The organism is Microbacterium luticellae (assembly GCF_050408645.1).
Taxonomy (GTDB): Bacteria; Actinomycetota; Actinomycetes; order Actinomycetales; family Microbacteriaceae; genus Microbacterium.
Genome location: NZ_JBNTKE010000002.1, coordinates 605,257 through 629,890, shown reverse-complemented (window position 1 = coordinate 629,890; position 24,634 = coordinate 605,257). Strand labels below are relative to the sequence as shown.

Below are 24,634 nucleotides of genomic sequence, written 5' to 3'. Positions count from 1 at the left end.
TTCGTCGTGGAATTCGTCGGTTGTGTGCGGGGCGGAAAACGAATGTGGGTAGGTCACACCGGAGATGTCGGAGCGGGAGCACTGATGTGCCTCGGGATGGCAGCGATGTGCCTGCCAATGCTTGTTGGTTGAGGCTGCCCTGTCCAGGGCGGCACAAAGTAAGGAGAAATCAATGCAAGAATCTACACAACAGCAGACGCTGTCTTGGGCGAAGCGTCCAAGGCTGATGGGTGGCGCGGCCGTGCTGGGTGCGATCGCGCTGACATTCGGGGGCGCCATAGCAGCGAACGCGCACGTCACAGTGAGCTCAGACACAGCAGAAGCCGGTGCTTACGCGCTACTTACGTTCAGCGTTCCCCATGGGTGCGACGGGTCAGCGACAACGTCTGTGTCGATCCAGATCCCCGAAGAAATAACTTCAGTTACCGCTACGCGCAACCCGCTCTACACGGTCGAAACGATCGCCGAGACCCTTGAAAAACCGATCACCGATAGTCACGGTAACGAAGTGACTGAACGAATTGCGGAGGTTGTTTACACGGCACAAACTCCACTGCCCGATGATCAGCGGGACGCGTTTGAATTGTCGTTGCAGCTGCCCGAGGATGCGGCAGGATCGACACTGTATTTCCCCACGGTGCAAACCTGCGAGCAGGGAGAGTCGGCGTGGGTGCAGATAGCGGCCGAAGGTCAAGATCCGCACGAACTCGATCTTCCCGCTCCGGAGATCGCGATTGTTGAGGCGAGCGCGAATAGCGGTCACGATCACGGCGATCACACCGCCGAAGCTTCGGAAGCCGCGGCTCAGGATGAGACTTCGAGCGTACAGACACCGCTGGTGATCACCGCACTGGTCGTCGGAGCCCTGGGGCTCCTTGCTGGCATCGTCGCACTGGTTCGGGGACGCAAGCAGGCATGAGTCTGACCGTCGCGGGAAAGAGACAGCTCCTAGAGGGGGTGGTCATGCGGTTACTGCTGGCCATCCTCATCGGGGGTGTGCTGGCGTTAATTACTGGCGTCCCACCGGCGAATGCGCACGCGGTTCTGCTAGAGACTACGCCGGGCGATGGTGAGGCCCTTGAGCAAGCTCCAGAAACCGCCGAACTGCAGTTCAACGAACCTGTGCAGCTCATCGAGGGCGCGATCCGCCTCTTTCCTAGCGACGGTGACTCGGTCACCCTTGACGCGCACACACGCGACCACGCCGTCGTAATCTTCCTCCCTGACCGGCTCGCCGACGGCACGTATGCTCTGAGCTACCGGATCGTGTCTGCCGACGGACACCCCGTCGGGGGCGCGATTACCTTCCATATCGGCGAAGCTTCCTCATCAGCTCTGACTCCGGACGCCGAGACCGTGACATCGGCCTCCGCAGACTCGACAGTCACCGTCTTGACCGTCATTCAATACCTCGGGCTGCTCGTCTTCGCAGGATTACTGTTTTTCCATAACGTCGTTATGCGTCATCACCAGGCGCTCCCTCCGGGAGCGCGCCGTCTCACCAAAGCTGCCCTCTGGGGCGGGGCTGCCGCGTCGGTGCTTCTGCTACCTGCCTCCGCGCTGCGCATTACCGGTAAAGGCTTGGGGTCGATCCTCAATCCGGACAGCTGGCTCCCGGGAATGCAGTGGCCTCCGATACTCGTTGCGGCCATCGCGGTGGTCACTGGTTCTGCTGCCTACTTCCTCGGCGCACGCGTCCGTTCCGTGGCGGCCCGAGTCTCATCTGCGCTGCTGGCTGCCACGGCGACCTCGGCGCCAGTCCTAGTCGGGCACTCCCGAACCAGGGAGCCCGGATGGCTCATGATCGCGGCAGATATTTCGCATCTTGTCGTCGCAGCATTCTGGACAGGCGGCGTAATCGGGCTTCTCCTGTTCATAGCGTCTGCCAGTCCGCGACGTGGCGGGGTTTCTACAGATGTTGAACAAGCCGCCCAGGCGACAGCGAGATTCTCGCGGTTCGCTCTGTATAGTGTTCTGCTGCTCGCCCTCAGTGGCACAGTCATGACCGTTCTGATCCTCGACGCACCCGAGCAGCTCGTCAGCACCGGTTACGGCCTGACCTTACTCCTCAAGCTCAGCACAGTTCTCACGGTCATCGCCCTGGCTGCGTGGAACCGCACTCGGCTTCTCCCACACATCCTTTCCGACCCACTCGTCGCTCTGAGATGGGCCACTCTCAAACGCATCCTCAGTTACGAGGCGGCCCTCATCATCACGGTTATTGCGATCACGGGATACCTCGGGAACAGTAGCCCGAGTCACGATCACCACCATGCCGGAGTCGCGGTTCAAACGACGAAACCGCAGGAAAGATCAGTGCGAATCGAATCGCAAGGATTAGTTGTGGTCGGCACACTGAGTCCCGGCACACCCGGCCCAAACGCCCTGGTCTTCAGCCTCTCCTACGACGGGGAGCCCGTCACCACGGAGGACGTTCTGGTATCTGCGCGGCTACCCGCACAACAGCTCGGACCCATTACTGCGGCTACCACACTCGACACCGCTACTGGAGAATATGAATCGTTACTTACTCTCCCTGTCCGCGGTGAGTGGCAGGTCGAGTTCACCACTCGTATCTCGACATATGATCAGCCAATCGCAATGGAGACTATTTCGATCCAATAACACTCGCTCGGCCAACGGCGCAGGTCGGGCTCCCGACTTTTGCGAACGACTTTACACAGTGATCTGACGAGTCGTTCAACTTCTATCGGGCGGTCCAGGGCCGCCACTGTTTGCGAGACACAGGCAGCTCATGCCGCATCACCGCCCGTGTCGGCAGAACACGCAAGGGCCATGTTCACGATTTATGGTTGCGCGCCGGGGACTTCCTCGACCGGTGCGCCCAATCCGGGGTCCGCACCCAAAAACACGACCACTATCTGAAGGACGCCCTATGCTGCGGCAGATGCAGGCAGCGAATGACGATCATCCACGCCAACAACCGGCACGGCAACATCTACCCGCACTTCATCTGCCTGGGTCGCAACAAAGGCCTCGCAAACCCGACGTTCTTCACCCCCATCTAAACAAGAACTCGCGACTAACCGCCGACACGGCGGCGCCGTTCGAGACGATCCTCGACGAGACGACCAAACAGCAAGCCATCGCCTGGGCAGACCAGCACACCGCTAGCAACGAAAAAAGCGATGTTGTAACCCAGAACCTGTTTCTTCAGGCCCGGGTTACAACATCGCTCATTGGGTGCGCGAGGGGGGACTTGAACTGACCTCGACCTCCTCGCGTCGCGAATCTCGGTAGGCCGTTCTGCTGCATGAAATCAACGATCTACGACGTGTGGCATGTGGATAACTCCACGGTGATACTCCGAACTACAGAGTGCTTAGCACTTTCGTTAGCACTTTTCGCAGCTCACAGGATATCGAGCCTGGTCCAGTTCGGAGGCTGAGACGAGACCCGCACCGGCCAGTAACGGTTGTGGCTGAACACGGAAGACAACCATCTCGGTCAAGGTCTGTGCGTCTGGCAATAGTCCAACGTGTTCTCCACCCAGCCCTCGGCGACGATCCCGGCGCATGCCTTCACCTATGGCAGGAACGGACTTCGACAGCGTGATTCGCGGCGGCGTACAGGGGAACACCGGGTTGGCGAACTATCGTCAGGGTAGCGATCGGCAAATGCCGTAGCTCCACAAGGGCCCCGCCTCAGAAGTGCCCGTGATGGAAGCAGGTACCGCCCATGTCGGTAACCAACATACAAGAACTCAACGGTCTCGGCCCCGTACGCGCGACTCGCGCCCGTGCCGGTGACTTTCCGCCGATAGCGAAGGCTTATACGCGGGTCTCGCAGCAGGTGAGGGATGCGGGTCTCCTGCGTCGGGCGCCCTGGTTCTACGTCCTGGTCGGACTGGTTCTTGTGGTCGCTCTCGGCGGCACGATAGCCGGATTCGTTCTGCTAGGAGAGAGCTGGTTCCAGCTCCTCATCGCGGGAGCCCTGGGGATCGTCTTCACGCAGATCGCGTTTCTCGCCCACGAAGCGGCGCACCGGCAGATCCTCTCCCTCGGTCCGGCAAATGATCGTCTTGCGCGCGTCCTCGCCGGTGCCATCGGAATGAGCTACTCCTGGTGGGACTCCAAGCACAGCCGCCACCACTCAAACCCGAACCGAGTGGGCAAGGACCCCGATATCCAGGTCGATACCATCTCGTTCCTCGAAGAAGACGCGGCCCAGGCGAGAGGATTGCGGCGCGCTATCACGAAGCGACAAGGCTGGTTCTTCTTCCCTTTGCTCACACTAGAGGGGCTGAACCTCCACTTCCACAGCCTCCGCCACCTTCTGAGCAGGGAACCGGTGAAAGGGCGCTGGATCGAGCTTGCCATCATCGCCGCGCGGTTCGCCCTCCTGATCATCCCGCTCTTCCTCTTGCTTCCTATAGGTATGGCTTTCGCGTTCCTGGGGATTCAAGTCGCGGTCTTCGGCGTGTATATGGGAGCCTCTTTCGCCCCCAATCACAAAGGGATGCCGGTGATCGCTCACGACGCGAAGCTCGACTTTTTCACGAAACAGGTGCGTACCTCGCGGAACATTCGGGGTGGGTGGTGGGCGACTTCGCTCATGGGCGGCCTCAACTACCAGGTCGAGCACCACCTGTTCCCAAGCATGTCCCGACCGTTTCTTTCGCGCGCGCGACGTATCGTCCGCGAACACTGCCGGGAACTGGGCGTCCCATACACGGAGACATCGCTGGGTCGTTCTTACGCGATTGTCGTTGACTACCTGAACCGTGTCGGTCTCTCGGCTCGTGATCCGTTCGAGTGTCCCATCAATGCCCGGTATCGCCGAGTGTGACTATCTAACCCGTGGCGAGTGGATCGAGCGGTGGGAGCGCGAAGTACGCGAGTCTGGACACGCATACGCCCCGTCTCCAGCCACCGTTGTCCGTCGACAAGCTGAGCTCGCACGAGATCAAGAACAGCAAGATGGCGCTGCAAGTGAGCGACCGTATCGAGGCGGTGAATGTGTCGGATCTGAACCGCGATGCCGATGATCCTTCGCGCGCGAACAAACAAACGAAGGTGTGAAGATTCTCCATCTGACCCGGCGGGGGAGAAGCAGATGGGACGTTCGGCCATCATCAGCCACAGAATGGGTTCTCGAATCATCGGGCTCGCTGTCGACAAGTTTCCTGCCCGTCACAAAGATTTTGTGACGTTCGGCGGTCGGGTGCCGTCTTATGTGTAGAGCGTTGTTCTTCGCTCGTTGGATGGTGCGGCCAGCGGTCGTGCTGCTGGATTGTGGAGGTAGTTCTGATGGCTACGGATGAGATGAACAAGACTGTTGCTTCTGAGGGCGGCGCATCGGTGCCGCGAAGCGTAGGGGCTGCGGGCTCGTCGCGAGTGGATCGTGCGCCTGCGGTACCGCGTCTTCCGATGGAGGAGGGTGCTTCGGCGGGACGGACGACGATCGCCGAGGGCGTGGTCGCGAAGGTCGCGGGCATCGCTGCCCGTGAGGTTTCGGGGGTGCATGCGCTTGGCGGCGGAGGGGCGCGTGCATTCGGTGCGATCCGTGACGCGGTGAACGCGACGGATCTCACGCAGGGCGTAAAGGTCGAGGTGGGTGAGACCCAGGCTGCCGCGGATATCACGATCGTGGTCGACTATCCGGCGCCGATCCAGGAAGTCGCCGATAACGTGCGCAGCGCGGTGACCGCGGCAATCACTCGTCTGGTCGGTTTGCAGGTCGTCGAGGTTAATATCGACGTGAATGATGTGCACCTGCCGATCGACGATGCCGACGACGACACCGAGTCGCGCGTCTCATGAGTGCGACGCTGACCGGGGCGCTGGTCGGCGCAGTGCTGGCCTTCGCTGCGCTGATCTTCGGGTTCTGGGGATTCCTGCTGGTCGTGCTGCTCATGGTGATCGGTGCTCTGACCGGGCGAGTGTTGTCGGGTCAGCTGGACCTTCGCGCGCTCGCTAGCGCATTCACGGGGAGGCGGACCTCGTCATGAGCGTGCTGACCGTTGCATCCCCGAGCATTAGCATTGCGAGCACACCTGATGTTGTTTCGCCGGCGCCTGGGAGCGTTCGGGTGGATGAGCGCGTCATCGACAAGGTTGTTCGGGAAGCGTCAGCGGTCGCGATCGGTGTGTCTCGAGACGACGTGAGCGTCGAGGCGGCTGAATGGGGTGGAGGTCTTGCTGTGCGAATCGCGGCGAAGCTTCCCGTCCCGGATCTCAGCGATCTCGAGGCGATTGAGGCTGCGGTTCCGGTCCTCGAACGGGTTCGTGCGCTTCAGGCCGAACTCGCTGAAGAGTTCGCGCGTTTGACAGGACGGGACATCCGCCGTGTGTCGTTCACTGTTACGGGAGCGATCATCCCGAAGCGAAAGCGGGTGAGGTAGATGACGAATACCGTGCTAAAACGTGTCGTGCGCCGAGAGACGCACTCTCCACGCACCGTCGCCACCGTGATTCTCCTTGTTCTCGTCGCCTTGTCAGCGATCTACGTGGGAATCGAGATCGTCTTACGTCTCCTCGGCATCGGCCCGTTGCTGGTCGCACCAGGGACAGCGCTGACCTGGCTGCAGGATCTGCCAGACCAGCCTCAGGGCCTGGTCGTTGCAGGAGGACTCATCGCGCTGGTTGCCGGGGTGGTTCTCGTCTGGCTCGCCCTCGGCCCTGGCCGGAGACCGAAGCACGAGCTTGGATCCTCGTCGTATGCGGTGATCGTGGACAACGGCGTGATCGCGTCGTCAGTCGCGGAGCGGGTGCGGCGTGAACTGGACCTCGCCAAAGGCGCTGTCGTCGTAGGTGTCGGTCACCGCAGTGCGGATATCACCGTCAGGCCAGAGCCCGGACAAGCCGTCGATAGGCGTCATGCACGCGCTGTCGCCGAGTCGGAACTGGTCGGCTATCAGTTGTCGCCCCGTGTAAGGGTGAGGGCAAGAGTCCTGCGCGCTGCAGATGGGGAGGTGAAGTCATGAATGCCACGAACCGAGGCGTGAACCGAGTGATCCTCTTGATCGCTGGCATCCTTCTGATCTGCGTCGGCAGCGCCACGGTGATGCCCATACTGTGGCCCGTTGCCGGCGACCTCTGGAAGAGCTGGCTATCGACCGGTGTGGACTGGATGGTCAGCGCAGATAACGCGTCTCGTATTTCGGAGGCGACTACGGTGAGCTGGTTCACTCTGGCGTTCCTCACCCTGCTGGTGCTGCTCGTGGTCATCACGGTGCTCGTTATCGCCCGGCTGGGTGGTGGGCGAAGCAGCGTGGTGATCCGTGAGGAGGCGGAAGGCGAGGTGCAGGGATCGTTCACTATTCGGGGCGGCTTCGCGGCCGACGCGATCACCCAATCGCTCGCGTCGCATGAAGAGATCCTCGCCTCGAAAGTGAACGCTCGCAGACTGTGGGGCGCTGACGTCCTCCATGTGAGCGTGACGCCGAGGCAAAACGTGTCACCTGTCGATGTCTCCGAGACGGTGACGGGACTCGTCGATCGCCTTGCGACCCTACTGGGTCGGGAGATCTCGACGCTCGTTACGATCCATTCCGGGATTCGCTCGCGGCTCGCGGCTGACCAATCCCGAGTGAACTGACCCTCGCATTGCGGGGCTTAACGAAAGGAAGAACGCGATGCGTAAGAACATCCTGATACTTGCGGTGATCGCGGTCGCCGCCTATCTGGTCGGCGTGGAGTCGGCAAAGGCGCGCGGGAAGAACTACGAGGACTTGCGGCACCAGCTCGAACGGCTCTGGACAAACCCGGAGGCGAAGAAGTCACGCAAACGGATGGCGAAGAACGCCAAGAAGTCGCTCGAGAAAGCGCGCAAGAACTTTCTCGGCAGCTAGGACAGACGGGCAGCAAGACGCCTGCCCGAGAGTCCCGCTCTCGAATCCAGGGAGCGGTACAGGTAAGAAGGGAAATCACACGATGAGTGCTGAAGACAAGATGAAGGCCGCAGCTGACAAGGTCACCGGTCAGGTGAAGGAGACCGTCGGCAAGACGACCGACAATGACAAGCTCGTCGCCGAAGGCAAGGCAGACCAGGCGAAGGGAGTCATCAGGGACAAGGTCGAGGACGTCAAGGAGATGTTCAAGAAGTAACCACGCCACCGGGGCGGGCTCGCCCGCCCCGGTCACCCCGTTTCTCTCATTCGAAAGGACTGCTCTCATGGGCTTCTTCAGCTTTCTCATTCTCGGGTTGATCGCCGGCGCGATCGCCAAGCTCATCCTTCCCGGCAAGCAGGGCGGTGGCTGGTTCGTCACACTGCTGCTCGGTGTTGTCGGTGCGATGCTCGGCGGCTGGCTCGGCGGCCTCATCTTCAACGTCAACCTGCAAGGATTCTTCAACCTCTCGACCTGGCTGCTCGCGATCGGCGGCTCGATCCTGGTGTTGCTCATCTACGGTCTGATCGCCGGTCGCCGCGCGAAGAAGTGACCCAGTCTCCCAGACCATGGACGAACTGACTGGTACGGGTAAGGATGAGGGAGACGGGTGGGTGTCGCACCGCCCGTCGGCCCTCACCGGAGAGGTGCCCTTGGTATCAGGGGAATGAAGGATGAGCAGTGAGCCGTATCGCAACCCATTGGAGTCAGCGGACGACCGGATCATCGCCGGGCGCGCCGCAGACGGAGACACGGCTGCATTCGCCGTGCTCGTTCGCAGGTACGCCCCGATGATGCGTGCGTATGCGCGTCGAATCCTTCCGGGCAGCGCGGATGTCGACGACGTCGTCCAAGACGCATTCATCACCGCGTGGGATCAACTGCCGAAGCTGAATGACCCCGGACGGGTGAAGAGCTGGCTCATGCGGATCACCAGCCGCAAAGCGATCGACCGCATCCGATCCATTCGACCCTATTCGGATTTGAGCGAGACGGAGCTACCAGCGCCGGAGCGGATGGCCCCGCCGCGACGCGCGGAAGCACGAGCAGGGATCGCTGCGTTAAGCGACGCAATCAGCCAGCTCCCCGATGCTCAGCGTGAATGCTGGGTGCTGCGAGAGCTGGGTGACTACAGCTATGAGGAGATCGCCGAAGAGCTGGACGTCCGGGTGTCGACGGTTCGGGGTTTGCTTGCTCGTGCACGAAAAGACATCATTGTACGAATGGAGCAGTGGCGATGAACCAACACGATCTCCCTGATCCGCAGACCCACGTGACCGAGTTCGAGGACCTCGGTGGGCACACCATTGAAGAGCTCTCCGACTACCTCGATGCCGGGCGCACCCCTGTGGATGCTTCGATCGAAGGCTCGCCCGGTTGCCGCATCGCACTGGATGCCCTGACCCGTCTTCGTGAGCTCACCCCCGAGCTCCTTGCAGCCGACACTTCGGCGGAACCGGAGCCCGACGACACCTGGGTGCAGAGCATCCTCGCCGGCATCACCCTGGACGCGCGCGCCGGACGGCGCATCCCGCTGCCTGCGCCCGCGCTCGAAGCCGACTTGGGCATCACCGAGGGCGCTGTCCGGGGTGTGATCCGCGCGGCGGAGCATACCGTGCCCGGCGTCGTTATCGGCAAATGCCGATTCGACGGAGATGTCACGGTGCCGGGCGAACCCGTGCGAATCCGAGTCGATGTCAGCGTGCCCTACGGCGAACCGATCCCGGATCTTGCGGATCGGCTCCGCACTGAGATCAGTGCACGTGTGATGACACACACCACTCTGAACGTGACCGGCATCGACATCACCGTGCACGATATCCAGCAGCTTCGGAACCTGACGGAAGGAAACCGATGACCGAGCCGACGGGTCAGGCAATGGCCGCGGACATCGAGACCGCGGTCCGGGCCGTTCCCGGAGTGACTACGATCTTCCGGACAGGCGGCATCATCTCAAAAGTGGTCGATGCTGGCGCTCAGCTCCTCGGAGCTCAGCAGAACGAAGCACCGCTTATCCGTTGGGAGCATACGCCGGACGGCCCGCGAGCAGAGGCCGCGATAGGCGTGCTCGCCGCCGCGGGAGCCGCTGAAACCAGTCGCCGAGTACACGCAGCGATTGCCGCGCTGTGTACCGATCGCGGCTGTACCCCTGTGGAGATCCGCCTCACTGTCGTCCACATCGACGATGGCCCCGGAGACCTCGCGTCCCGACGAACGTCGACGGCGAGCCTGGTGATGCCGACTGAAATCTCGCCTCAAGACTGAAGCCGCCGCACCGCCCCGCGCGAATCAACGCACTCCGCAGCAAGCCCCATCATGACGCGCCTGCGCTGAGCCTGCTGAGGCGCTCGTCGAGGCTGTCGGTGGCACCTCGCGCAGCGCCGGACTCACATCGTAGCCCGCGCGGAGGCGGGTGAGATAAGCGGGGCAGCGAAACCTTTCCTGCGTTCACCGCAAGAGTCAGCGCTACCGACGAGTAGTGTCAATGGAGTCGCCTCCTCCCTCTTGCCTCAGTTCCTCGGTGCGGTCGTTCTCCTGTTGATCGCGGATGATCTCGGAGTTCCGGCGGCGCGTGGTCTCTTCGGTGGGCGCGTATGCGTGCCCGGAGTCCTGTATCGCGCGTTCCCATCGTGCCGCTCGCTTCCGCGCGATTCTTCGATGATCCGGTTCCTTCTCGGGGGCGTTCTCATTTGCATTCATATTGTCACCGTAGCTCGCCCGCATGCGAGGCGTTCAGCTTTGGCGGACTGCGAAGAGACGACCACGACGCTGTGATAGCCGCCGCACTGTGCTCGTGCGGTCGCGCTGAACTCGAGCGCCGCAAGGCACATGGACCTAGATGAATAGTCTTGAGCGTGGCCTCCCCGCCCCCCTGACAGGGTTGCCGAAGCTGTGAGGCGTACATGTACGGGGCGTATCGTCAGATCATGGATACACAGACACGAATGAGCGGCGTGGACGCCGCGACGCTGGGCCTGGGATCGGTGCTGGTGGGTTCGTTGCCTGCTGCCCTGATGACCGATGAGGCTCCGGATCGATACACGGTGGAGGCCGTGTTCACGCGACGGCCCGAACGGGACGAAGTGATCGAGATTTTGGGGAGCGAGACCCGAGACTTTCTCGCGCAGGCTGGCTACCCGACCGTGGAGGTGACGGTGTCGGATCGCCGCCTGGAGATCGCGAACACGAACCTCGAGGAGTTGCGCGACGGACTCGCAAGTGCCCTAGCAGATCGCCTGGCGGAGATCAGCACGAGGGTGAAAGCTCGGCAGGAGGCAGCCGCGGTCGTGTTCCAGAATGCAGCTGTGAGTGAGAACGCGCGTACCGCCGCGGTCACCGCACTCGCGGAATCCGTCGCTTTCACCCCATCCCCAACTGGTCAGGATTCGGCGCGAGCGGAGGCGAACCGCGTCCGGTCGGATCGCGCCCAGATCGACGACTGGACCGATGAGGGCGGTCACGGACGTTCCTGACGCCCAAGACCGCAGGATCTCAGGTGCATCATGAACGAGTATCGTTCGACCCGACCTCCTCGGGCGGGCTTGTCAGCCAAGGGTAGGGGTGCGAGCGAGTTCACGACATTGGCGAAGACGATCCGTGAACAGGGGCTGCTGCGTCGCCGGTATGGGTACTACTGGACGAAGCTGATCGGTTTGCCCCTGATCCTCGCCAGCGGCTTGTTCGCGTTCGTCTGGATCGGTGATAGCTGGTGGCAACTGTTTACCGCGGCGCTCCTTGCGATCCTCTTCACCCAGATCGCGTTCCTCGGCCACGACTCCGCACACCGCCAGATATTCGTGTCGGGAACGTGGAACGACTGGGTGAGCATCGTTCTCGGTGATTTGCTGGTCGGCATGAGCTACGGGTGGTGGCAGCACAAGCACACGCGCCACCATGCAAACCCGAACAAACTGGGCGCCGATCCTGACATCGAACTCCCTGTGATTATCGTCACTCCGGATCGAGCACCTCCGAAGAGCCGGATGCTGAAATGGCTGCGGGCGCATCAGGGGGTGTTCTTCTTTCCGATTCTGCTTCTGGAAGGGGTCTCGCTGCACGCATCCGGGGTGCACCGAGTGCTCGCGAGAGGCGAGTTGAAGCGGCGTTGGGCAGAGATCGTGTTTCTACTGATCCGGCTTGTCGGGTTTCCGGTGCTCGTGTTCATCGTGCTCTCGCCGGGAATCGCGTTCGTGTTCCTCACCGTGCAGCTCGGTGTGTTCGGATTCTATATGGGAGCCTCGTTCGCGCCGAACCATAAAGGGATGCCTGTCGTGCCGAGAGATGCGAGCCTCGATTTCCTGCGGCGTCAAGTGATGATGAGCCGCAACATTCGCGGTACCCGTATTCTCGATACCGCGATGGGTGGCCTGAACTATCAGATCGAGCACCATCTGTTTCCTTCGATGCCTCGCCCGCATCTGCGCAGGGCAGCGCCGATCGTCGCTGAGTACTGTCGAACCCATGACGTCCCCTATCTGCAGACGGGCCTGTTCGCTTCGTACGCCATCGTCGTGCGCTACATCAACCGAGTAGGGCTCGGGGAACGCGACGTGTTCACCTGCCCGCTCATCGAGCAGCGCAATCACCTCACGATCCCAGCGGCACCGTGAGGTTTCCTCGCAGAGACGGGACGCCGAGGCGACCGCATGCCGCCGTGGTCTATCACCCGGTGAAGATCCCACTGGAGCGTGCCCGCACTGCCATGGAGGTGCAGGAGCGAGCGTTGCAGTGGGAGCCATCAAGCTGGTACGAGACCGACGCACAGGATTCCGGACGCGCGGCGGCGGAGCAAGCCCTGGCCAGTGAGCCCGCGGTGATCATCGTGGCCGGCGGCGACGGCACCGTCCGAGCCGTCGCAGACGTCGTCCACGGCTCAGGGATCCCCATCGCGCTGATCCCCACCGGCACCGGGAACCTGCTGGCACGCGACCTGGGTATCTCGCTCGGCGATATCGAGGGCAACATCGAGGCCGCGTTCACGGGCGCGACGCAAGCCGTGGATGTCGGGGTCGCCGAGTTCGACGATGCTGACGGCGCCTCACGACGGCATGCTTTCGTCGTCATGGCGGGTATCGGCCTGGATGCGGAGATGGCGGAGCACACGAGCTCGATCGCGAAGAAGCACCTCGGCTGGCTCGCGTACGTCACGCCCATCGCCAGATCGGTCATCGTCAACCGGCTCTTCCATCTCGACTACCGCGTGGACCAGAGCAGAGTCAGGTCCACCCGGGCCCACACGGTCATCGTGGGCAACTGCGGCACGCTCACCGGAAACATGCTCCTGATCCCCGGCGCGGTCATCGATGACGGATTCCTCGACGTGGTCATGATGCGCCCGAAAGGACGGTTCGGGTGGGCTCGGATCGGCACGCGCCTCACGCTGCAGGGCATCGCACGGCGCTCTCAGCTCAGCCGGCGCATGCTCGAACGAGCGCCCGATATTCACGCGCTCGCCTACGTCCGGGGGAGACAGTTCGAGGCACGGTTCGACACCCCGCACCTGATCGAACTCGACGGAGACAGCTTCGGCCACGTGACCCGCGTCAATGTCGGCATCAGACCCGGTGCATTGCAAGTCCGGGTCGCCCGGCGAACTGACTGAGCGCCTGCAAGCAATGCCGGGGTGTGCGGTACGCACGCCATGCCGCAGAAGAGCATCCCCGCTGAACCATGTGAGGGAGAGGCGGGTTATGCTTTCGAGCGCTTCGCGCGTTGCCGGAGCAGCCCGAAGATCAGGGTGCCGACGAAGAGCACGATTCCGATGATGGCCAACCAGAGCAGACCCTCGAACACGAATCCCACGATCGACAGCACCGCCCATACCACAAGCAAGATGAGAAGAACTGTCCACATGTTCCCCACCATACGCTCCATCTGAGTGCAAAAGAAGGAACTGGCAAGACTCACAGGAAGCCGGCGACCACGGCTGAGTCACAAGATAAGCCCCACCTCCAGTCCCTGTGGCAACGAGTTTGGGCACGTTGGGGTCAGAATCAACGCAAATCAACGCGTGACATGAATGCAGCAGTTCTACCAGCAGAGTTTCCCGAGAAACCAAGGTCCCCATGAAAGGACTAACGCGTTCCCCAGCGGTGCAGCGGCCCCGACTTCGTGACAGGCGCATGCATCGCGCACGACACGCCATACTCGATGCAGACAAAGCTACTGCGTCTTCTGTGCTGAACACCGCAACTCTACGACCGTTGCCGATCAAGCGCTGACTCGTCTTCTGATTCACTTCGCCATGATTCTTCGCCCGTTTCTACATTCTCCCATTGTGCTATCTCCCGAATGAACGTATGCTACCGTGGTAGATACGTGAGTTTCTGTAGAAGAAACGTCAGATGGTGATCCTCATGCATGGCGGCGTGATCCTGTTCCGGGGAACCGGAGCCGACGCGCGCCGTTATGTCGAGGCCGATCGCTCCCGTGCCGATGACTATTACCTCGGCGCGGATGCGTCTGTGGCGGCGTTCACCGCGCTCGATAGCGCCGGGAACGTGACTGCTGCGCTCGGGCTTGATCCGGAGGCGTATGCGGCGTGGGTGGATTGGGTGAACCCGGTCACGGGCGAGTCGATGGGCACGCCCCGTCTACCGGGTGTCGGGAAACAGGGGTCGCCGCGGTTCGCGGAGATGGTGGTGAATGCCCCGAAGTCGCTCTCGATTGCCGCAGCGCTCCACCCGGAGGTCTCCGATGTTCTCGACCGGGCGCAGCAGGACGCGGTGGCGGAGATTCAGGCTTGGCTCGCTGAGCACTCCGTGACCCGTGTCGGGCCGCGCGGCAAGCAGGAGGTGGTGCCCGTCCAGCAGTTGCAGACGGTGGCGGTGTCGCACCGCACCAGCCGGGCGGGTGATCCGCACCGGCATATCCACTTTCAGGTCGGTACCCGCGTGTGGGCGGCTGGGAAGTGGCGGGCGCTGGATACGGCGGCGTTGTTCCGGCAGCAGGGCGCGATCCGCGCGCTCGGTACCGCCGTGATCGCCGCGCATCCTGAGCTTGCGGATGTGCTGGATCGGCACGGCTTGACCCTTGATCCGGTATCGGGCGAGGTGGTCGAGCTCGAGCAGTTCAACGGTGTGATGAGCAAGCGCGGCGAGCAGGTGCGCAAGCACTTGGAACGCTTCGAGGCCGAGTGGGAGGCGGCGCATCCCGGCGAGACTATGGGGCCAGTCGTCTCGGCCCGGCTCGCGGCGAAAGCGTGGGCGCATGAGCGGCCTGCGAAGAAGCCCACCACGCTGCGCGAAGAACATGCGTGGGCGACGGAGTTGCGAGAGGCCGGCTACGACCCCGAGACGTTGCGCTGGCCCGTGCGCCGTGCGCGGGTGTCGCTGGATGACCTCTCCGTGCAGACCGTTGCGAACCGGGCACTGGATCGGTGCGCCGCAGGCGGGTCGGCGTGGACGCAGCACACGGTGCAGGAGCACGCGACCCGGATCATGACCGAGTACGGCGTGCAGGCCGCACCCGCCGAGGTGCGCGAGTTCGTGCGCATTGCAACGGCGTTGGCGATGGAGGATTGCTTCTCCATCCTCTCGCCCGGCGCACCAGCCCCAGAGCATGTGGCGCACCTCACGAACCTGCGCGTGATGCAAGCCGAGACGGAACTGCGCGACCTCCTGACCGCACGAGTGCCGAAGCGGAAGCCGAAGCACCCCGACGTGCGCGACGCGGCAAAGGCGCGGGGCCTGGACGCAGGGCAGGAGCGCGCCGCTGCCGCGGTCGCATCGCGCGATCCGCTCGTCGTCGTAAAGGGTGCAGCGGGTGCGGGCAAGACCAAGATGCTCGGTGTCGCAATCGAGGTCACGACGCAGCATGGCCGGGTGTCGCGGGTGGTTGCGCCGACGTTGCGCGCCGCGCAGGTCGCACACGACGAACTCGACGTGCCCGCGACCAGTGTTGCGGCGCTCGTGCACGCGCACGGGTGGCGCTGGAACAGCGACGGCGTGTGGACGCGCCTCGCACCCGGCAACACCGACCCCGAGACGGGCCGCACCTATCACGGCCCGTCCGAGGACGCGCGGCTCGCGCGGGGTGAGCGGGTGATCGTGGACGAGGCCGGGATGCTCGACCAGGACACCGCAATCGCACTCCTGACCGTCACCGCCGAGGCGGGCGCGACGGTCGCACTGGTTGGGGATCGCGCACAGCTCGCCGCCGTCGGTCGTGGCGGTGTGCTCGATATGGCCGCGCAATTCCGGGGTCACACGTTCGATATGGCCGAGGTGCACCGCTTCACCGACCCCGCCTACGCCGAGGTCACGTTGCGGATACGCGACGGCAGAAACCCCGACGAAGTGTTCGACCAGCTCACCAGCCTCGGTCTCATCCGTCTGCACGACAGCGGCGACGAGGCGCGCGAGCATATCGCCCAGGCGCGGCAGGACGGCGAAGCGATCACCGTCAGCACGAGCGATGAAGCCCGCACCGTCAACGCCCGCATCCGCGAGGAACGAGTCTCGAACGGTGTCGTCGACGACACGACGACCGTGTACGGGAGCGACGGCCTGCCCATCGGGGCCGGGGATGTGATTCAGACGCGGAAGAACAACACTGATGTGGGCGTGGCGAATCGGCAGCAATGGGTCGTGCAGCACGTCGAGGACGACGGCGCGCTCTCCGTGCGTGAGGCCGGGAACGGGCGGAAGCGACAGCGCACCCTGCGCCTCCCCGCCGACTACGTGGCCGAGCACGCCCACCTGTCGTATGCGGCGACCGCCTACGGAGTGCAGGGCGCGACCGTGGCGGGGTCGCGCACGATCCTCACCGACGCGACCAGCGCCGCAGGCGTGTACGTCGGCATGACCCGAGGCCAAGAGTCGAACGTGCTGCACATCGTCGCCGAGAGCCAGTCCGACGCCAGGGCGCAGTTCATCGAGGCGATGGGGCGCGACCGCGCCGACCGCGGACTTGCCGACGCCACCCGCCGCGCCGTCGAGGAAGTGGCCGGGCTCACCGAGAACGGCCCCGTGCGGTTCGTGAACGACGAGATGGCGGCGCTCGACAAGCGTGCGGCAACGGCTGAGGCGCAGGCCGCACGCTGGCAACAGGTCAGCGCCGCCCTCGCTAGCCTCAGCGACCGTGAGGTCGAAGTACGGGAGAGGGCGCGAGCCGCCGAGCAGACCGCCCGTAAGCGTGCCGAGCAGGTGCGCGCCGAGGTCGCCGCCCCCATCGTCTCCGCCGCGAGAGGGGCACTCACCGAGTGGAAACAGGCCGAGGCCACCGAGCACACGGCAGGCGAGCAGGTGCGGGCGTCGTCGTGGTTCGGGAAGCGCCGCGCCCGCGACGAGCACGAGAACGCACAAGCGCGCACCGCCGAAGCGCGCCAGCAGGTGCCGAGCGAGTGGGGCGAGCCGCCGAGGTCGAACGAACGCGCCGATGCGTGGGTGGAGCGAGTCACCCGGCCCCGAATCGACAGCGACCCGCGCGTGATCGACGCCGAGCAGGAGCACCGGGCGGCACGCGACGCGCTGCTGCACCGGCCAGAGCGGGCACAGACCGAACGACTCGTCGCGTTCGCGCGAGTGTTCGGCGCGGAGACCGTGATCCGCAATCAGCAGGCGTACCTCACCACCAACCCCGCGCAACAGGCCGCGCGAGCCACGAAGACCGCAAAGCAGGCGCGGGAGGAAGCCGCGCTGCTACGCACGCTCACCCCCGCCGAAGCCGTGGCACGGATCGAGCAGACCCGCGCAGCACAGGCCGCGAGCGAGGCCCAGCGGATGGAGCAGGAACGCGCCAGGCCATACAACTTCCCCCAGGAAGATCGCAGCCCGCCAGAGCGTGACGGGTTTGGTCTGAGCCGGTAGCCCTGTCTCTGCTTTCAGGTTCTCGCGGAGAACCGATCCATAGGATGACAGATGACGATAGAAGCGCGACGAAGCGAGGTGGCTGATGGGTGATCGACGGGCCGAGATGATCCGCGAGGTCGTCCACCGCATTGTGGCGCTTCCCCGTACCGCTCCGATGCGGGTGGCGGTCGATGGGCGCACCGCATCGGGCAAGACCACGTTCGCCGACGAACTCGCCGCAGGCATCCAGCAGACCGGCCGCTCGGTGATCCGCGCCCAGATCGACGGATTCCACCGTCCGAAGGTCGAGCGGTATCGGCGGGGGCGCATGTCGGCCGAGGGGTATTACCTTGATGCCCGCGACCTTGATGCCGTGGTGTCGTTGCTGCTCGCACCCCTCGCCCCTGGCGGTAACCGGATGATCCGCACAGAGTCGTTCGACCTCGATGCAGACCAGCCCATCGACGCCGAACCTTGGCGAGCAGATGCGGACGCGGTGCTGATCGTGGACGGCACGTTCTTGCAGCGCCCCGAGCTGGCAGCGCACTGGGATGCCGCGATCTATGTGCGCACCAGCCCTGCCGTGTGCCTGCAACGCGGGATCGACCGAGATAGCGCCCATATGGGCGGCCCGGAACAAACCCAGCGCATGTATGCCGAGCGCTACCAGCCCGCCTACGAGATGTACGAGCAGGAGGCCTCGCCCGAGGCTAGCGCAGACCTCATCATCGACAATGACGACCCCGCACAGCCGACCGTCCATGCTCGACCAAACGGGCGACTGCCACTCGTCGAACGATAGACAAGAGCTGCCGCGGGCGCGTCGCGCCCTTGCCCCCGGCTACAGGCCGAGACGCGGGCTGCCCCGGTCGCCGCCAGGCGGGGCGTCGTATCCGAACGCATCCAGCGGAGGCAGGGCACGGCGGCGTTCGCGTGCGGCGTCCAACTCCCGGTCGAGCACGGCAGGGTCGCGGACGGCCTTGCGTGTCGTGAAGCCCTGAGTGTGGTCGTTCAACAGCCCTATCAGCCGGTCGTGCCGTGCGGCGTCCTCGACGGTGACGAGGTTCGGGCGGATCAGCGCGTCCAGGCCTGAGGGGTCTTGAACGATGGCGAGGGCGCGAGCGTGCGCGAACACGTCGCCGGGAATCTGCGACCAGTCGATGACCCATCCAGCATCGCGGGCGAGCTGATTGAAGAAGACATGCTGGGTTCTCGTGTTCACGTCGCGGAACGGGTGGATCGCTGTCGTCTCACCCCACACCCAGGCCAGCCCCTCAGAGAACTCGTCCGCATCCAAGCGGCGCAGGTAGTCGCACTCATTGAGGATGCCGAAGACGCGCTCGGTCTCGGGCACGATGAACCGCGGGCGACAGTGCGCGATTCCGGTTCCGCCGGGGTGGGTGTCGGTGTCGCGTATCTCGCCGCCCCACGAGTACATGTCCTGCGTCAGATAGGCGTGGATCGCTTGCAGGTGCGCAAGGTCGTATCCGCCGAGGATTGGATGCTCACGCAGCGCACCCATGCGGGCACCGATGAAGTCCGCCTCGGCGTCTTTCCAGTCGTCGTAGTCGGTAACGCCGAACTTGTTGACGAGAACATCGCTGCCCGGATAGGTGTACCGATCAGGCATCGCGACGCAATACGGTTCAGACGGTGCGGGCGGCGAGGCGTGCGCGGGTGCGAGCGGCGATCACTTCGACGGCTTCGTCTACAGTGATTTCGCCGCGCACCTGGCGAGCCAGCAACTCCAGACCCTCGGGAGTCATTTCCTCGCCTGCCGTCTGCTGCCCGGCCTGCACTTCCGCAATGACGCGCTGAACGTGCGCCTCGGATACGCGTGTCTTCGTAGCCATGCGGGGTGCCTCCTTGTGGTCGGCGTTACGGGTTCAGTCTACGCCGTGCCGCCGACATTCCTCGGGGAACTCGGCGCGGGGGTGCCGAATCGGCACCGCCATAGCGCGCCGCCTACGACTCGTCGGGGGTGGCGTCGGCGAAGAGGGCAAGGAACTTCTCGCGCGGGATCACGATGCGCCGCCCGAGCTTCACATGCGGGATCGTTCCCTCGTTGATGCTCGTGGTGATCGTGCGCGGATCAACCCCGAGTGCTTCGGCGGCTTCTTTGCGGGTGATGACCAGGCTGCGCCGCTTGCGGAGGTCGTCCATGTCCAGGGTGCTCTGCCGCATGAGGTCACCGTCCGATCCGATACAGGGAGATTGAGGGGTGCCTACCACGGTAGAAGCCAAGCCTTGCTGTGTCAAGTACAACCATGTATGTTCTTAGCATGGAAACGGAGAGGGTGCGGGGTAACCCGCCAGGAGACACCAACCAGTACGTCGCAGGGAACATCCGTGCGGCCCGCCAAGCGATCGGCATGGACTTGCGCACCATGTCGAAGCTGCTGACCGACGCGGGTCGAAAACTCTCCCCGTCGGGGATCAGCAAGCTCGAAGCCGGGGATCGCCGCGTGGACGTGGACGACCTCACCGTGATCGCCTACCTGCTACGCACAACCCCGGCCGCGCTCCTCACCCCGCCCGACGCAGCAAGCGGCGTGACGGGGGTGCCTGGCGAGTATCTGACGGAAGAGATCGAGAAGTGGATGCAGGGCTGGCTCACGCTCACCCCGGAGGGGCTGTTGACCTATTGGCAGCAGGAATGGTTCGCCTGCCAGAACCGCATCCAGTATTACGAGTCTTCCCTCAACATCCCCGGCAGCGACCAGCTCCCCAGCACCGAGACCTACATGCAGCGTCTCGCGGAGCAGCGGGAACGCGCCAGGTTCATCCGGGTGCGAGGCGAACAGATCGACCCGAGCGGGCGCGTATTCAGCGGCCCCGACTTCCTCGACCGCCTCGCGCCAGGCGGCACCGAGTAGTCCTCGCGCACCCCAGCGCGACCGCTCACCCAGCAGAAAGGATGAGGCAATGGCACGAAGGGCCACAGCCGCCAGGCACGACCCCGGCGCAGACCCCGCAGGCGAGGAGGTGAAACCGGCGCGACGCTCCCGCTCTCGGCAGCCCGGCTCGATCCAGGGTTACGACACCGACAAGGGCAAGCGGTGGCGGTTCCAAATCTACGTCCTGAAAGACCCCGAGTACCCCGAGATGGGAATGCGGCGTCTCACCCGCTCCGGGTTCACCAGCACCGATGAAGCCAACGACGCCTTGCAGGAGGCGTTGAAACAGCGGAAACAGAACGAGAAGTTCGGAAACAAGGTACCCACCGTTGGCGCGTATGCGGATGAGTGGGCGGCGGGCTTGAAGCTCGCGGCATCCACGATCAAGGGATACAAGAAAATCATCCGCAATCACATCAAGCCCCAGCTCGGCACGATCCGGCTCGACAAGCTCACCGCCACCAGGATCGCCCGCCACTACCGAGACCTCGAAGACCACGGCCGCAAGGACGAATACGGTAAGGGCAAGCCGCTCTCGGCAAACTCGGTTCACAAGGTGCATGTCGTGCTGGGCGCGATCCTCGATGCCGCGATAGACGACGGGCACCTGACGCTGAATCCGGCGAAGAAGAAGCGCACCGTGAAAGCCCCGACCACGAGCGAGGTACGGGCGCAAAAGCCCGAGATCGCGACCTGGACAGCCGAGCAGCTCGCTCTGTTCCTCACCTGGAACCGCGACGAGCTGGAAGACGAGCTGTTCCCGCTATGGCGTCTCATCGCCTACACCGGCATGAGACGCAGTGAAGCGCTGGCGCTCAAGTGGAGCGATATCAATGGCAAGGCAATGCGGGTGAGCATCCGCCGCGCGGTCGATACCGACGACTGGACGAAGACGAAGCCGCCCAAGACCGGGCAGGCCCGCGTCATCGACGTGGACGCCGAAACCCTCAAAGTGCTCGCGAGCTACAAGGTCGCCCGTGCTGAGGTCTCGTTCGAGCTGGCGAAAGCCGACGCCTATGTGTTCGGAGACGACGACGGGAAGCTGCGCTCACCCGACGCCATGACGAGCCGATGGGATCGCCGCTTGAAGTGGGCGACCGCGAAGTTCGACAGCCTGCACCGCGTCACGATCAAGGGGCTGCGTCACACGCACGCGACGCTGCTGCTCGAACTCGGGGAGCACCCTAAGGTCGTGCAAGAGCGTTTAGGGCACTCAACGATCACCACGACGATGAACATCTACTCCCACGTCACCCCGACTATGCAGAGGTCGGCCGTGACCCGCTTCGCCGCCCATCTCGGGAACGCTTAGCACTTTTTCTAGCACTTCCGATGCAAATGACCCCCAACCCGGAGAACTAAATCCCAGGTCAGGGGCCATTTCATTCGCGTGCGCGAGGGGGGACTTGAACCCCCACGCCCTTGCGGGCACTGGCACCTGAAGCCAGCGCGTCTACCAATTCCGCCACTCGCGCAGTGTGGCTCGCGTGCGAACCAACTTCACGAGGATAGCACGGTCGGCACGGTAGTTTTGCCCATTCGTGGGTGACACTACCCTGCTATCCAGGTCACCTGGCTACGATGGCCCTACAGTCGTCAATTTTGGGAGCCGTGTGGGAATACTAGATAGCTTTGAGAAAGGTCTTGAGCGCGCCGTAAATAGCGCCTTTGCTAAGACCTTTCGCAGCGGTATCCAACCGGTCGAGATTGCTTCTGCTTTGCGTCGGGCTGTCGATACGAATGCGGCGGTGGTAAGCCGTGACCGCATTATTGCTCCCAGTGCGTACACGGTTCGTTTGAGCCCTGAAGACGCGGCGTCGATGGAGCGGCTGGGTTCTGCGTTGAATGATGAGATGCATACGCTCATTTCTCGTCACGTGCGTGATCAGGGTTATAGCCTTACGGGCCGTCTTGCTATCTCATTGCAGGCGGATTCGGATGTCGCTACGGGCACTGTCGAGGTCGACACCTCCGATACGGCGCGTGGTGGCGGCCGGGTCACGTGGCAGGCGGTGCTGGAAGAGAATGGTCGTCGGCATGTGATTACTGCGGCTCGCACGATTATTGGTCGCGGTAGCGAAGCCGATGTGGCTATTTCTGACCCGGGTTCGAGTCGAAAGCACGCCGAAGTGCTGTGGGATGGCGAGCGAGCGATGCTGCGTGATTTAGGATCAACCAACGGCACTCGCATGGATGGTCAGCGCATTCGAGAGGCTGCTCTTCCCAGCGACACTGTCTTTACGATTGGTCGCACAGAACTCGCTTTCCGTATTGTTCCTGTATCTGACCGCACTCGGGCTGCATCCGATGGCCCACACTCTTCCTTTGGAGGGATGCCGTGAGCGAACTAACACTGCTGTTACTGCGCATCGGTTTCCTCGTACTGATGTGGTTTTTCGTTTTCGCCGTCGTCTATTCACTGCGCGCCGACCTGTTTGGGGTTAAAGTGCGCCGGATGCCGCAGACGGCCGAAGCTTCGGGCGGCGGTGGCGGTGCTGCACCGGTCGCCGCTGCAAGTCCGCCCGTGTCGGCGCCTCGTCGTGGCGAACCGGCCACGCTCACCTCGGCCAAGCGTCTGGTCATTACGTCGGGACCAAAAGCGGGCTTGGAGTTGCCGTTGGGTGCTGATCCTTTAACGATCGGGCGCTCGAGCGAGTCGGGTTTGGTGATTCGTGACGACTATACGTCGAGCCATCATGCTCGGCTTATGCCGTGGGAGCAGAAGTGGATGCTGCAAGATCTTGATTCCACGAACGGCACGTTCCTTGACGGTAACCGTGTGACTTCGCCTGTGCAGGTGTCTTTGGGTAGCTCCATCAAAGTGGGCGCGACAACATTCGAGCTGCGGGCGTAAGCAACACCATGGTTTTTGAAGGCTCCAGCGCCACGATCTCGCATACCGGGCGGGTTCGCGCCAACAACCAGGACTCCGGCTATGCCGGAGCGAACCTGTTTGTTGTCGCCGACGGCATGGGTGGTCATGCCGGCGGCGATGTGGCCTCGACCATTGCTGTGCAGCGCATGGAGCGCCTCGACCAGCCGTACACAACAACCGATGAGGCACAGGCTGCCCTGCAGGCCGCGGCGACCACGGCGGCGGAAGACCTCAAGATCGCGGCGAAAGAGCGACCCGAGCTCTCGGGCTTGGGCACCACGCTGAGCGCGATCATCATGGTCGACGACTATGCGGTGATCGGCCACATTGGCGACTCGCGCATTTACCTGTATCGCGACGACGAACTCACCCAAATCACTGCCGATCACACTTTTGTGCAGCGGCTGGTCGATACCGGGCGCATCACGCCCGAAGAAGCCCGATATCACCCTCGCCGGTCGGTGCTCATGCGGGTGTTGAGCGATATGGATATTGATCCTGAGCTCGACATGTTCGTCATGCCCACGCAGCCGGGCGACCGTTGGCTGCTGTGCTCCGACGGCCTTTCGGGCGTTGTTGACGACCCACACATGCTCAAAGTTTTGCGGTACAGCCTTCCGCCGGGCCGCACGGCCGACCATCTGCTCAAGCTGGCGCTTGACGGCGGAGCACCCGATAACGTCACGATGGTCATCGTTGACGTAGGCGGGCAGCATCCGGTGACTTCTGGCACCCCCACCATTGTGGGTGCCGCGTCGAACCCGCAGGGTGTGGTCGTACCGGCTGCCCGGCCGTTGCTGCCCAGCTGGTTGCATCCGGGGCGTCAGGCCGCCAACGAGCCCTCGCACTTTGAACCGGCAGCGGAATACCTTGAAGAGCTGATAGAAGAAGACCGGCGCCGAGCCAAACGCCGCCGCTGGGCCTGGTTTGGTGGCCTGGTTGTTGTTATTACGCTGTTCGCTGCCGCACTATTCGGTGCCTACAACTGGACGCAGACCCGATATTTTGTGGGTGCACAAGACGACACGGTCGTGATTTTTCAAGGAATCCAGCAGAATATAGGCCCTATTTCGCTGTCGAATGTGTACTCAGAGACCGATATTACGGTCGATGAGCTTCCACTGTTTGTGCGCGCACAGGTGCAGCAAACCATTACCGCCAGCTCGCTCGACGATGCAGAAGCCATCATCGAACGGCTCCGACAATCAGCGAGAGGATGAAC

The 24,634-nt window shown here is 63.3% G+C and carries 29 protein-coding genes and 1 tRNA gene; 25 read left to right on the top strand and 5 right to left on the bottom strand.

The features are described from left to right. Nucleotides 1-172: 172 nt before the first annotated feature. The 18 genes from ACQUSW_RS08630 to ACQUSW_RS08545 all read left to right on the top strand — a co-directional run bounded on the left by ACQUSW_RS08630 (nucleotide 173) and on the right by ACQUSW_RS08545 (nucleotide 13,451). Nucleotides 173-919, top strand: coding sequence for a YcnI family copper-binding membrane protein (locus ACQUSW_RS08630; protein ID WP_428931873.1), 747 nt, complete (start codon nucleotides 173-175; stop codon nucleotides 917-919). Nucleotides 920-963: 44 nt separating this feature from the next. Beyond that, nucleotides 964-2,625 carry a copper resistance CopC/CopD family protein gene (locus tag ACQUSW_RS08625; RefSeq protein ID WP_428931872.1) on the top strand — a complete coding sequence of 554 codons (1,662 nt, stop codon included), beginning with the start codon at nucleotides 964-966 and terminating at the stop codon, nucleotides 2,623-2,625. Nucleotides 2,626-3,699: 1,074 nt separating this feature from the next. Continuing rightward, complete coding sequence (locus ACQUSW_RS08620) at nucleotides 3,700-4,809, top strand: fatty acid desaturase family protein (RefSeq protein ID WP_428931871.1); 1,110 nt, start codon at nucleotides 3,700-3,702, stop codon at nucleotides 4,807-4,809. A gap of 11 nt (nucleotides 4,810-4,820) precedes the next feature. Then, the gene (locus ACQUSW_RS08615; protein WP_428931870.1) at nucleotides 4,821-5,042 is read left to right on the top strand and encodes a hypothetical protein; all 222 of its coding nucleotides are present in this window, start codon (nucleotides 4,821-4,823) and stop codon (nucleotides 5,040-5,042) included. 228 nt (nucleotides 5,043-5,270) lie between these two features. Then, a complete protein-coding gene (locus ACQUSW_RS08610) occupies nucleotides 5,271-5,783 on the top strand; it encodes an Asp23/Gls24 family envelope stress response protein (RefSeq protein WP_428931869.1) in 513 nt (170 codons plus the stop codon). Next, nucleotides 5,780-5,971, top strand: a complete 192-nt coding sequence (locus ACQUSW_RS08605; protein WP_055346117.1) for a DUF2273 domain-containing protein — start codon at nucleotides 5,780-5,782, stop codon at nucleotides 5,969-5,971. Before ACQUSW_RS08610 ends, ACQUSW_RS08605 begins: the two co-directional genes overlap by 4 nt. Continuing rightward, nucleotides 5,968-6,363 (top strand): NTP pyrophosphohydrolase, encoded by a 396-nt coding sequence (locus tag ACQUSW_RS08600; protein ID WP_428931868.1) that lies wholly within the window; start codon nucleotides 5,968-5,970, stop codon nucleotides 6,361-6,363. The genes ACQUSW_RS08605 and ACQUSW_RS08600 overlap by 4 nt, the downstream gene beginning before the upstream one ends. Next, nucleotides 6,364-6,945 carry a DUF2065 domain-containing protein gene (locus ACQUSW_RS08595; protein WP_428931867.1) on the top strand — a complete coding sequence of 194 codons (582 nt, stop codon included), beginning with the start codon at nucleotides 6,364-6,366 and terminating at the stop codon, nucleotides 6,943-6,945. Next, nucleotides 6,942-7,559, top strand: coding sequence for a hypothetical protein (locus ACQUSW_RS08590; RefSeq protein WP_428931866.1), 618 nt, complete (start codon nucleotides 6,942-6,944; stop codon nucleotides 7,557-7,559). The genes ACQUSW_RS08595 and ACQUSW_RS08590 overlap by 4 nt, the downstream gene beginning before the upstream one ends. 37 nt (nucleotides 7,560-7,596) lie before the next feature. Next, a complete protein-coding gene (locus ACQUSW_RS08585; protein WP_055346121.1) occupies nucleotides 7,597-7,812 on the top strand; it encodes a hypothetical protein in 216 nt (71 codons plus the stop codon). An 82-nt stretch (nucleotides 7,813-7,894) separates the two neighbouring features. After that, nucleotides 7,895-8,068, top strand: coding sequence for a CsbD family protein (locus ACQUSW_RS08580; protein WP_428931865.1), 174 nt, complete (start codon nucleotides 7,895-7,897; stop codon nucleotides 8,066-8,068). 67 nt (nucleotides 8,069-8,135) lie between these two features. Beyond that, a complete protein-coding gene (locus tag ACQUSW_RS08575; protein ID WP_428931864.1) occupies nucleotides 8,136-8,402 on the top strand; it encodes a GlsB/YeaQ/YmgE family stress response membrane protein in 267 nt (88 codons plus the stop codon). Nucleotides 8,403-8,523: 121 nt separating this feature from the next. Then, on the top strand, nucleotides 8,524-9,090 hold the full coding sequence (locus ACQUSW_RS08570) for an RNA polymerase sigma factor (RefSeq protein ID WP_428931863.1): 567 nt from the start codon (nucleotides 8,524-8,526) through the stop codon (nucleotides 9,088-9,090). Further along, complete coding sequence (locus ACQUSW_RS08565) at nucleotides 9,087-9,707, top strand: Asp23/Gls24 family envelope stress response protein (protein ID WP_428931895.1); 621 nt, start codon at nucleotides 9,087-9,089, stop codon at nucleotides 9,705-9,707. The genes ACQUSW_RS08570 and ACQUSW_RS08565 overlap by 4 nt, the downstream gene beginning before the upstream one ends. Next, nucleotides 9,704-10,114: a hypothetical protein gene (locus ACQUSW_RS08560; protein ID WP_428931862.1), complete on the top strand. Its 411-nt coding sequence runs from the start codon at nucleotides 9,704-9,706 to the stop codon at nucleotides 10,112-10,114. Before ACQUSW_RS08565 ends, ACQUSW_RS08560 begins: the two co-directional genes overlap by 4 nt. A gap of 662 nt (nucleotides 10,115-10,776) precedes the next feature. Further along, on the top strand, nucleotides 10,777-11,322 hold the full coding sequence (locus tag ACQUSW_RS08555; RefSeq protein ID WP_428931861.1) for a hypothetical protein: 546 nt from the start codon (nucleotides 10,777-10,779) through the stop codon (nucleotides 11,320-11,322). Between the two features lie 30 nt (nucleotides 11,323-11,352). Continuing rightward, on the top strand, nucleotides 11,353-12,459 hold the full coding sequence (locus ACQUSW_RS08550; RefSeq protein WP_428931860.1) for a fatty acid desaturase family protein: 1,107 nt from the start codon (nucleotides 11,353-11,355) through the stop codon (nucleotides 12,457-12,459). A gap of 44 nt (nucleotides 12,460-12,503) precedes the next feature. Next, nucleotides 12,504-13,451, top strand: a complete 948-nt coding sequence (locus tag ACQUSW_RS08545) for a diacylglycerol/lipid kinase family protein (RefSeq protein WP_428931859.1) — start codon at nucleotides 12,504-12,506, stop codon at nucleotides 13,449-13,451. Between the two features lie 86 nt (nucleotides 13,452-13,537). On the opposite strand, the gene ACQUSW_RS08540 is transcribed toward ACQUSW_RS08545, so the two are convergent. Beyond that, the gene (locus ACQUSW_RS08540; protein ID WP_172952688.1) at nucleotides 13,538-13,702 is read right to left on the bottom strand and encodes a hypothetical protein; all 165 of its coding nucleotides are present in this window, start codon (nucleotides 13,700-13,702) and stop codon (nucleotides 13,538-13,540) included. A gap of 491 nt (nucleotides 13,703-14,193) precedes the next feature. On the opposite strand from ACQUSW_RS08540, the gene mobF reads away from it, so the two are divergent. After that, complete coding sequence (gene mobF / locus ACQUSW_RS08535; RefSeq protein WP_428931858.1) at nucleotides 14,194-17,658, top strand: MobF family relaxase; 3,465 nt, start codon at nucleotides 14,194-14,196, stop codon at nucleotides 17,656-17,658. Nucleotides 17,659-17,743: 85 nt separating this feature from the next. Next, a complete protein-coding gene (locus ACQUSW_RS08530; RefSeq protein ID WP_428931857.1) occupies nucleotides 17,744-18,442 on the top strand; it encodes a nucleoside/nucleotide kinase family protein in 699 nt (232 codons plus the stop codon). 39 nt (nucleotides 18,443-18,481) lie between these two features. On the opposite strand, the gene ACQUSW_RS08525 is transcribed toward ACQUSW_RS08530, so the two are convergent. The 3 genes from ACQUSW_RS08525 to ACQUSW_RS08515 all read right to left on the bottom strand — a co-directional run bounded on the left by ACQUSW_RS08525 (nucleotide 18,482) and on the right by ACQUSW_RS08515 (nucleotide 19,824). Beyond that, on the bottom strand, nucleotides 18,482-19,270 hold the full coding sequence (locus ACQUSW_RS08525) for a Fic/DOC family protein (protein ID WP_428931856.1): 789 nt from the start codon (nucleotides 19,268-19,270) through the stop codon (nucleotides 18,482-18,484). A gap of 16 nt (nucleotides 19,271-19,286) precedes the next feature. Continuing rightward, entirely contained in the window at nucleotides 19,287-19,493 is a 207-nt protein-coding gene (locus tag ACQUSW_RS08520) for a hypothetical protein (RefSeq protein ID WP_067190824.1), read from the bottom strand. A 112-nt stretch (nucleotides 19,494-19,605) separates the two neighbouring features. Then, nucleotides 19,606-19,824, bottom strand: a complete 219-nt coding sequence (locus ACQUSW_RS08515; protein WP_428931855.1) for a helix-turn-helix domain-containing protein — start codon at nucleotides 19,822-19,824, stop codon at nucleotides 19,606-19,608. A 98-nt stretch (nucleotides 19,825-19,922) separates the two neighbouring features. On the opposite strand from ACQUSW_RS08515, the gene ACQUSW_RS08510 reads away from it, so the two are divergent. After that, nucleotides 19,923-20,516 (top strand): helix-turn-helix domain-containing protein, encoded by a 594-nt coding sequence (locus ACQUSW_RS08510; protein WP_428931854.1) that lies wholly within the window; start codon nucleotides 19,923-19,925, stop codon nucleotides 20,514-20,516. A 49-nt stretch (nucleotides 20,517-20,565) separates the two neighbouring features. After that, nucleotides 20,566-21,849: a tyrosine-type recombinase/integrase gene (locus ACQUSW_RS08505; protein WP_428931853.1), complete on the top strand. Its 1,284-nt coding sequence runs from the start codon at nucleotides 20,566-20,568 to the stop codon at nucleotides 21,847-21,849. A gap of 79 nt (nucleotides 21,850-21,928) precedes the next feature. Here the strand turns inward: ACQUSW_RS08505 and ACQUSW_RS08500 are convergent. Further along, a tRNA-Leu gene (locus tag ACQUSW_RS08500) sits at nucleotides 21,929-22,012 on the bottom strand. Nucleotides 22,013-22,150: 138 nt separating this feature from the next. Here ACQUSW_RS08500 and ACQUSW_RS08495 point away from each other — a divergent pair. From ACQUSW_RS08495 to ACQUSW_RS08485, 3 genes are read left to right on the top strand one after another with little or no spacing between them, the layout of a single operon-like run. Next, nucleotides 22,151-22,879: an FHA domain-containing protein gene (locus tag ACQUSW_RS08495; RefSeq protein WP_428931852.1), complete on the top strand. Its 729-nt coding sequence runs from the start codon at nucleotides 22,151-22,153 to the stop codon at nucleotides 22,877-22,879. Next, entirely contained in the window at nucleotides 22,876-23,391 is a 516-nt protein-coding gene (locus tag ACQUSW_RS08490; RefSeq protein WP_428931851.1) for an FHA domain-containing protein FhaB/FipA, read from the top strand. The genes ACQUSW_RS08495 and ACQUSW_RS08490 overlap by 4 nt, the downstream gene beginning before the upstream one ends. Before the next feature lie 8 nt (nucleotides 23,392-23,399). Further along, nucleotides 23,400-24,632: a PP2C family protein-serine/threonine phosphatase gene (locus ACQUSW_RS08485; RefSeq protein WP_428931850.1), complete on the top strand. Its 1,233-nt coding sequence runs from the start codon at nucleotides 23,400-23,402 to the stop codon at nucleotides 24,630-24,632. Nucleotides 24,633-24,634: the final 2 nt, after the last annotated feature.